The organism is Moorena sp. SIO3B2 (genome assembly GCF_010692525.1).
Lineage (GTDB): Bacteria > Cyanobacteriota > Cyanobacteriia > Cyanobacteriales > Coleofasciculaceae > Moorena > Moorena producens.
The window spans coordinates 21,394-27,849 of sequence record NZ_JAAHHE010000068.1; the positions used below are offsets into that span (position 1 = coordinate 21,394).

The following is a 6,456-nucleotide window of genomic DNA, read 5'->3' on the forward strand; positions in this document are numbered from 1 at the left end:
TTAGTAGTCATTAGTCATTAGTTATAAGTCTTTAGGATGCCCAAAAAAGCCTCTTGGCAGTGGCAAATTAAATGACTAATGATTAATGACTATTCCTTTTTGAGGTAACATTAGCTGGTGCTAGTTGTTGCGTATAGTTACTATCGTTAATGATTAAACTGAGTAAAGCTGCTGCGAGTGAGATTAGACGTGTACAGTCCAAGGGTCAAAAGCCAGAGGCCAAATTACGTCTAGGTGTGCGCCAGGGGGGGTGTGCTGATTTTTACTACACTATTGACTTTGAGCAAGTGATCAATTCTGAGGATCAGGTCTATGAGTGTGATGGCATCAGTGTCATAGTAGACCCGCAAAGCCTAAAAACTATCAATGGCTTAACTCTAGATTACTCAGAAGACCTCATGGGAGGAGGGTTTCGCTTCCATAACCCTAACGCTTCAGAAAGCTGCGACTGCGGTAATTCCTTTCGTGTAGACCCATCACAGGAGCCAGATTGACACCATAGTGTTATTATTGGTATAATTACCTTTGGTTTGTTTGTAGTTGATTAAGTTCAATCAACCAATGTTTATTAAGCCGTAACCCATGCCCACCATTCAGCAGCTCATTAGTAACGAGCGCTTCAAAGCTAAGAAGAAAACTAAGTCCCCAGCGCTGAAACAATGTCCCCAGCGCCGTGGTGTTTGTACTAGAGTCTTCACAACCACACCCAAAAAGCCGAACTCAGCCTTGCGAAAGGTGGCAAGGGTTCGTCTGACTTCAGGATTTGAAGTAACAGCTTATATTCCTGGTATTGGTCATAACCTACAAGAACACTCCGTCGTGATGATCAGAGGCGGTCGTGTTAAGGACTTACCTGGAGTGCGATATCACATTATTCGGGGTACCCTTGATACGGCAGGAGTTAAGGATCGGCGTCAAGGTCGTTCTAAGTATGGGACGAAGCGCCCTAAGTAAACTCACGAGCATTAACCCCTCTACAGTAAGAGACTTCCAGCAATAGAGTTGCTGTAATCTCACCCATGCCGATAAATAGCGCTTGGTCGTTGCCCAAGGAAAGATTCAATTCCTGAAGCCTAGGCATACTAGAAAGCTGCACTGATTAGCTTCTCGTACAACCTGTAAACAAAAACAGGATTTACAAGACCAACCATAAGCTAACTGTATAACCAAGGTTAATCGCACCAGGGTTAATCACACTAGGGTTAATCACAGGAGTGTATTTGTTTGCCTTGGTTAATTTTTAATAGTAAACTGTATTTTTGATTTTTTCTGAAGCTTACTTATGTCTCGTCGCTCAGTTGTTAAAAAGCGTCCTGTCCCCCCTGACCCAGTCTATAACAGTCGCCTGATTTGTATGTTGGGGTGTAGACTGATGCGTCATGGCAAGAAATCCCTTGCCTACCGAATTATCTATGACGCAATGAAAATCATTGAAGAAAGAACTGGAGCTGATCCCATAGAAACTTTTGAAAAAGCTGTGCGTAACCTGACGCCTCTAGTAGAAGTCAAGGCTCGCCGGGTTGGTGGGGCAACCTATCAGGTTCCTATGGAAGTAAAGGCTGAGCGAGGGACTACCCTAGCCCTACGCTGGCTGATTAAATTCTCCAGAAGTCGCTCCGGTCGGAGCATGGCTAGCAAATTGGCTAATGAGCTGATGGATGCTGCCAATGAAACCGGAAATGCTATTCGCAAGCGTGAAGAAACCCATAGAATGGCCGAGGCAAATAAAGCTTTTGCCCACTATCGGTACTAATTACCCTAAAAGTTCAGAACAAGAACCTGGTAGCCATAAGATAATGTCCACAAATGCCTAAAAAACTTAAAAAAAGTATAAAATTGTAAATAGATAGCTACCTGGTGAGGAAATGGTGGCACCAGATAAAGGAGGTAACCGTGGCACGCACCATCCCCCTTGAGAAAACACGCAATATCGGAATTGCAGCTCATATTGATGCGGGCAAAACAACAACAACTGAACGAATCCTGTTTTATTCCGGAATTGTTCACAAAATTGGTGAAGTCCATGAAGGTACAGCTGTAACTGATTGGATGGACCAAGAGCGGGAGCGGGGAATCACGATCACTGCTGCTGCGATTAGCACCAACTGGCGAGAGCATCGGATTAATATTATCGATACTCCCGGTCACGTTGACTTCACCATTGAAGTGGAACGCTCCATGCGGGTATTGGATGGTGTGATTGCTGTGTTTTGCTCCGTAGGTGGTGTCCAGCCTCAGTCTGAAACAGTCTGGCGGCAAGCAGACCGCTATCAGGTACCTCGAATTGCTTTTGTTAATAAAATGGACCGGACAGGAGCAAACTTCTTCAAGGTCTACGAGCAAGTTCGTGACCGATTGCGCTCCAATGCTGTTCCCATCCAAATCCCTATTGGCAGTGAAAAGGATTTTAGAGGAATTGTTGACTTGGTGCGGATGCGAGCCAAGATATACACCAATGACCTGGGAACTGACATCGAAGATACAGAAATTCCTGAAGAGGTCAAAGAGCAAGCCCAAGAATACCATGCCAAATTAGTGGAATCGGTGGCTGAAACTGACGAGGCGTTAATTGAGAAGTACCTTGAAGGAGAGGAAATCACGGCAGAGGAAATTCGTGAAGCCCTGCGCAAAGGAACCATTGAGGGCAGAATCGTTCCCATGCTGTGTGGCTCTGCATTCAAGAACAAAGGGGTTCAGCTGCTGTTGGATGCGGTTATTGATTACCTACCAGCTCCGATTGATGTTCCGCCAATTCAAGGTACTATGCCTAAGGGTGAAACCGTCGAGCGGGTGGCTGATGACGAAGCCCCTATGTCAGCTCTGGCATTTAAGATTATGGCAGACCCCTATGGTCGCCTAACTTTCCTACGGGTGTACTCTGGGGTACTGAAGAAGGGGAGCTATGTCCTCAACTCCACTAAGGATAAGAAGGAACGGATATCTCGCTTGATTGTATTGAAAGCTGATGACCGGATTGAAGTAGAGGAGTTGCGGGCTGGAGACTTGGGCGCTGCGGTTGGTTTGAAGCATACTATCACTGGGGATACTATTTGTGACGAAGAGTCTCCGATTATTTTGGAATCCCTCTTCATTCCAGAACCAGTGATCTCGGTGGCAGTAGAGCCAAAAACCAAGCAGGATATGGAGAAGCTATCCAAAGCCCTCCAATCCCTATCTGAAGAAGACCCCACCTTCCGTGTCAGCATTGACCCAGAAACCAACCAAACTGTGATTGCGGGCATGGGTGAACTGCACTTGGAAATCCTGGTAGACCGGATGCTGCGAGAGTTTAAGGTAGAAGCGAATGTGGGCGCTCCCCAGGTAGCCTATCGAGAGACGATTCGTAAATCAGTCCAGGCGGAAGGTAAATTTATCCGTCAAAGTGGCGGTAAAGGTCAGTACGGTCACGTTATTGTTGAATTGGAACCAGGAGATACTGGTAGTGGTTTTGAATTCGTCTCCAAGATTGTAGGTGGTTCTGTACCGAGAGAGTACATCTCTCCTGCTGAACAGGGGATGAAGGAAGCCTGTGAATCAGGTATTCTAGCAGGGTATCCAGTGATCGACGTGAAAGTTACCCTAATAGATGGGTCTTATCACGACGTAGACTCTTCAGAAATGGCATTTAAGATTGCTGGTTCTATGGCCATGCGGAATGCTGTGATGAAGGCTGCGCCAGTACTCCTAGAGCCTATGATGAAAGTTGAGGTTGAAGTGCCCGAAGACTTCCTTGGGGATGTCATGGGTGACCTCAACTCCCGCCGTGGTCAAATTGAAGGTATGGGTTCTGAAGACGGCATTGCCAAAGTCACTGCTAAAGTTCCATTAGCAGAGATGTTTGGTTATGCTACGGATATCCGGTCTAAGACCCAAGGTCGGGGTATTTTCTCTATGGAGTTTAACACCTATGATGAAGTACCTCGCAATGTGGCAGAAGCCATCATTGCTAAGAATCAAGGGAACGCATAACAAAAAAAAGGAACATGTAATTCATGGCACGCGAAAAGTTTGAAAGGAATAAACCCCACGTCAACATTGGCACGATTGGTCACGTAGACCACGGCAAGACTACCCTAACTGCTGCTATTACTATGACATTGGCGGCTCAAGGGAAGGCAAAAGCGAGGAACTACGAGGAAATTGATGCAGCTCCTGAGGAAAAAGCACGGGGGATTACCATCAATACTGCTCATGTAGAGTACGAAACCGAAAATCGCCACTATGCCCACGTAGATTGCCCAGGCCACGCTGACTATGTGAAAAACATGATCACGGGTGCGGCGCAAATGGATGGGGCAATTCTGGTGGTTTCTGCCGCTGACGGTGCCATGCCACAAACGAAAGAACATATCCTCCTAGCTCGGCAGGTGGGAGTTCCTAACATCGTGGTTTTCTTAAATAAGAAAGACCAAGTAGATGATGAAGAACTCCTAGAGCTAGTAGAACTGGAAATTCGGGAACTGTTGAGCGATTATGACTTTGACGGGGACAATATCCCGATTGTGGCTGGGTCAGCCTTAGAGGCTGTAAACGCCCTGACCGAGAATCCAAGCATTGCCAAAGGTGACAATGAGTGGACTGATCTGGTACTAGAACTGATGTCTAATGTAGACTCATACATTCCCACACCAGAGCGGGATGTGGATAAGCCATTCCTGATGGCAGTGGAAGATGTCTTCTCCATCACTGGTCGGGGAACTGTTGCCACCGGTCGAATCGAGCGGGGTAAAGTTAAAGTTGGTGAGACGGTAGAAATTATCGGGCTTAAAGAGACCCGTAACACCACCGTAACTGGTGTGGAAATGTTCCAGAAGACCCTAGACGAAGGGATGGCTGGAGACAATGTTGGGCTACTGCTGCGGGGTATCCAAAAAGAGAACATTGAGCGGGGTATGGTACTTGCCAAGCCCGGTTCAATCACCCCTCACACCAAGTTTGAATCTGAGGTATATGTCCTGAAGAAAGAAGAAGGTGGACGTCATACTCCCTTCTTCTCCGGCTATCGCCCTCAGTTCTATGTACGAACCACTGATGTGACCGGCACTATTGATGCCTTTACTGCTGACGATGGCTCTACAGCTGAGATGGTGATGCCAGGCGATCGCATCAAAATGACAGTGAGCCTGATCAACGCCATTGCGATTGAACAAGGAATGCGCTTTGCTATCCGTGAAGGTGGTCGCACCATCGGCTCAGGTGTGGTCAGCAAGATCCTCGAATAGCAGTACTCTACTATAGAGTAGGAGCAGGGAAGTTCTAGCTTCTCTGCTCTTTATTCATGTTTATTTACGCTAACAAAAGAACCTAGAAAACTAAACAAATGGCAACTATTCAACAGCAGAAAATTCGGATTCGACTAAAAGCCTTTGATAGACGCTTGCTGGACACTTCCTGTGAGAAGATTGTAGATACAGCAAACCGGACAAATGCTACAGCTATTGGCCCGATTCCCTTACCCACTCGACGTCGTATTTACTGTGTTTTGCGATCGCCTCACGTTGATAAAGATTCTCGGGAACACTTTGAAACACGTACTCACCAACGGATTATTGATATTTATCAGCCTTCTTCAAAGACTATTGATGCTCTGATGAAATTGGATTTGCCTGCTGGAGTTGATATTGAAGTTAAGCTTTAAGGATTTAAAGTCCCGGTAATCATTGATAAAATAAGATGATTGATAGCCTTTGGTTGATTGTTAATGGAAAATTGACAATCAACCAAAAATTATAAGTATTCAACTAGAAGTAAAATCGCAACTCATCAACTTTTCTTCTAAATAAACTAGAAAAGATATAATGGGAAAACCCCACCAGGCTTCAGCAGTAAGACAGTGAGCAAAATATTACACAAAAGCCTGGTCAAAGGTATTGTTATTGCTGCTCCCTGCGGGGGCGACAAGTAAGTCATAAAGCAGACTGGATAAGGAAAGTAGCCCTCATGGTCTTGAAGGAATAGAGCAGTCTATGAGGGTCAAAAGAAAGGTAGGCGTTGCTGACGCAAAGAATGGTTTACTAAAAAAAAATATGCAATGCCCGATCCTATCATAGCAAAAAAAATCATCAATAGGTTCATCAATTGTCTTGATGCAGTTATCAATCAGGCTGATTAGTTATTTTTAAAGTATAAACAAATTTCCCTTTCTGGTTAAGCATTCCACTAGTGACGCAACACCAAAGAATTACCTATAATGAAAATTTAGTTACACCTCGTGATGTTCAGCAACGAGCTTAACCGAGAACAAAATGCGATCGCTAGCCACGTAGAAGGCGCAATTTTGGTACTTGCTCCGGTTGGTACAGGCAAAACTCGTGTTTTAGCAGAGCGGGTTTTATGTGCAATTAATCAGGGTATCTCTCCTCAACGAATTCTATGCCTGACCTTTACCAATCGAGCTGCCAAGGAAATGAGCGGGCGGTTATCTCAGTATTGTCCAGAACAACTACAACACCTAAC

At 45.4% G+C, this 6,456-nt stretch carries 8 protein-coding genes; 7 read left to right on the plus strand and 1 reads right to left on the minus strand.

The window, feature by feature from the left end; all coding sequences use genetic code 11:
* The first annotated feature begins 149 nt into the window (after nt 1-149).
* Together F6K38_RS16895 and rpsL are read left to right on the plus strand one after the other, a co-directional pair.
* The gene (locus tag F6K38_RS16895; protein WP_008179639.1) at nt 150-494 is read left to right on the plus strand and encodes a HesB/IscA family protein; all 345 of its coding nucleotides are present in this window, start codon (nt 150-152) and stop codon (nt 492-494) included.
* A gap of 88 nt (nt 495-582) precedes the next feature.
* On the plus strand, nt 583-954 hold the full coding sequence (gene rpsL, locus F6K38_RS16900) for a 30S ribosomal protein S12 (protein WP_008179640.1): 372 nt from the start codon (nt 583-585) through the stop codon (nt 952-954).
* Here the strand turns inward: rpsL and F6K38_RS16905 are convergent.
* Nucleotides 947-1,081, minus strand: a complete 135-nt coding sequence (locus tag F6K38_RS16905) for a hypothetical protein (protein ID WP_287250979.1) — start codon at nt 1,079-1,081, stop codon at nt 947-949. The genes rpsL and F6K38_RS16905 overlap by 8 nt on opposite strands.
* A gap of 201 nt (nt 1,082-1,282) precedes the next feature.
* Between F6K38_RS16905 and rpsG the strand changes: the two genes are divergently transcribed.
* The 5 genes from rpsG to F6K38_RS16930 all read left to right on the plus strand — a co-directional run.
* Nucleotides 1,283-1,753, plus strand: coding sequence for a 30S ribosomal protein S7 (gene rpsG / locus F6K38_RS16910; protein WP_008179641.1), 471 nt, complete (start codon nt 1,283-1,285; stop codon nt 1,751-1,753).
* A 140-nt stretch (nt 1,754-1,893) separates the two neighbouring features.
* On the plus strand, nt 1,894-3,969 hold the full coding sequence (gene fusA, locus F6K38_RS16915; RefSeq protein WP_008179642.1) for an elongation factor G: 2,076 nt from the start codon (nt 1,894-1,896) through the stop codon (nt 3,967-3,969).
* 23 nt (nt 3,970-3,992) lie between these two features.
* Complete coding sequence (tuf, locus tag F6K38_RS16920; protein ID WP_008179643.1) at nt 3,993-5,222, plus strand: elongation factor Tu; 1,230 nt, start codon at nt 3,993-3,995, stop codon at nt 5,220-5,222.
* Between the two features lie 98 nt (nt 5,223-5,320).
* Nucleotides 5,321-5,638, plus strand: coding sequence for a 30S ribosomal protein S10 (gene rpsJ, locus F6K38_RS16925; protein WP_008179644.1), 318 nt, complete (start codon nt 5,321-5,323; stop codon nt 5,636-5,638).
* A 576-nt stretch (nt 5,639-6,214) separates the two neighbouring features.
* On the plus strand, nt 6,215-6,456 hold a 242-nt coding region (locus tag F6K38_RS16930; RefSeq protein ID WP_287356997.1), incomplete at its 3' end, for a UvrD-helicase domain-containing protein.

What these genes read in the sequence shown, in the direction of transcription:
- rpsJ (WP_008179644.1), top strand. Translation starts at nt 5,321, where the DNA reads ATGGCAACTATTCAACAGCAGAAAATTCGGATTCGACTAAAAGCCTTT.
- F6K38_RS16895 (WP_008179639.1), top strand. Translation starts at nt 150, where the DNA reads ATGATTAAACTGAGTAAAGCTGCTGCGAGTGAGATTAGACGTGTACAG.
- rpsG (WP_008179641.1), top strand. Translation starts at nt 1,283, where the DNA reads ATGTCTCGTCGCTCAGTTGTTAAAAAGCGTCCTGTCCCCCCTGACCCA.
- F6K38_RS16905 (WP_287250979.1), bottom strand. Translation starts at nt 1,081, where the DNA reads ATGCCTAGGCTTCAGGAATTGAATCTTTCCTTGGGCAACGACCAAGCG.
- rpsL (WP_008179640.1), top strand. Translation starts at nt 583, where the DNA reads ATGCCCACCATTCAGCAGCTCATTAGTAACGAGCGCTTCAAAGCTAAG.
- tuf (WP_008179643.1), top strand. Translation starts at nt 3,993, where the DNA reads ATGGCACGCGAAAAGTTTGAAAGGAATAAACCCCACGTCAACATTGGC.